The sequence below is a fragment of the Myxococcus sp. RHSTA-1-4 genome, from assembly GCF_020037125.1.
Taxonomy (GTDB): domain Bacteria; phylum Myxococcota; class Myxococcia; order Myxococcales; family Myxococcaceae; genus Myxococcus.
Window position 1 is genome coordinate 1 of the sequence record NZ_JAIQDG010000118.1, and the last position, 1,402, is coordinate 1,402.

Sequence of the window (1,402 nt, forward strand, 5' to 3'; positions counted from 1 at the left end):
GCCCTACTCATGAAGTAGGTATGGACTCCTTCATGGATGCAGCCGCGGTGCAGCGGCTTGAGAGGTACTTCCAGCAAATCGGCGACGTCCTCGGCGAGGAGAGCCGACGTGGCTCGTTCGCCCTCTACGCCATGGGGCTGTTGGGGGACGGGGAGCGAAAGAGCGTGGAACCCATCGCCGCCCGCGCGTGTCCGGACCCCGAGCGGGTAGATGCCATGCACCAGCGACTGTTGCACTTCGCCGTGGACTCGAAGTGGAGCGACCGGGACGTGCGGCGCCAGGCGGCGCGGTACGCGCTGGAGGCGATGACCCAGCGGGAGCCCGTGGAAGTCTGGATTGTGGACGACACGGGCTTTCTCAAGCAGGGCAAGCACTCGGTGGGCGTGCAGCGGCAGTACACCGGCTCGGCGGGGAAGGTGACCAACTGCCAACTCGGCGTCAGCCTCAGTGTCGCCACCCGCACCGAGCACCTGCCCCTCGACTTCGAACTGTACCTGCCCGAACTCTGGGCCAACGACGAGGCGCGGCGCCGCGAGGCCCGCATCCCCGCCGAGGTCACCTTCAAGACCAAACCCCAGCTGGCGCTGCAAATGATTGACCGGGCCGTGGAGGATGGTGTCCCTCCGGGCATCGTCCTGGCGGATACCGCCTACGGCAGTTCCAGCCAATTCCGTGCGCACCTGCGCTCACGGGGCTTGCACTACGCGGTGGCGGTGGTTCCCCAGACCACCGTCCACCAGCTGGATAAGAATGGGCGTCCCCAAAAGGACACACGGAGCGTTTCGGACCTGGCCCTGGGCATTCATGAGCGGGGTGGCTTCCGACGGAGCACCTGGCGCCAGGGCACCCAGGAGGCCTTGTCGGCGCGCTTTGCCCTCCGTCGAGTCGTCGCCGCGGGCGTGCCCCAGCGCGAGCAGGAGCCGCTATGGCTGCTCATCGAGTGGCGAGACGGTGAGCCAGAGCCCGCCAACTACTTCCTGGTTTCCCTGCCGAAGCGCAGGACGAAGAAGCAGCTCATCCGCCTGGTGATGCAGCGCTGGAGAACCGAGCGCGTCTACGAGGACCTCAAGGGCGAGCTGGGCCTGGACCATTATGAAGGCCGCCGCTTTCCCGGCTGGCATCACCATGTCTCCGTAGCGCTGTGCTGCTACGCGTTCCTCGTGGCGGAACGCGCGCGGCGTTTTCCCCCCTCGGCCCGAGGGGCGGTTGAAGCCCACGCGCAGCCACTCTCGGCCTGAGCGCCACTTCCACGACAGCCTCATCACCGCACGGCTCGCCATGGCGCGGGTGATTGCCACCTGGCTGCCTCGCTGCCCCACCTGCCACCGCCCCAACCACCGACGCACCTCACGCAGCCTGCTCGGTCTCCCCGTTCACCCCTCGGGGCCCTGACGCAGTAGTG

The 1,402-nt window shown here is 67.5% G+C and carries 1 protein-coding gene; it reads left to right on the plus strand.

All coding sequences use genetic code 11. From position 1 onward, the window contains the following. Window positions 1-20 precede the first annotated feature (20 nt). On the plus strand, window positions 21-1,238 hold the full coding sequence (locus K8638_RS44170; RefSeq protein ID WP_223760809.1) for an IS701 family transposase: 1,218 nt from the start codon (window positions 21-23) through the stop codon (window positions 1,236-1,238). The last annotated feature ends 164 nt before the right edge of the window (window positions 1,239-1,402 follow it).

Excerpts from the sequence above, each read along its gene's own strand:
- K8638_RS44170 (WP_223760809.1), top strand. The coding sequence starts at position 21 with ATGGACTCCTTCATGGATGCAGCCGCGGTGCAGCGGCTTGAGAGGTAC.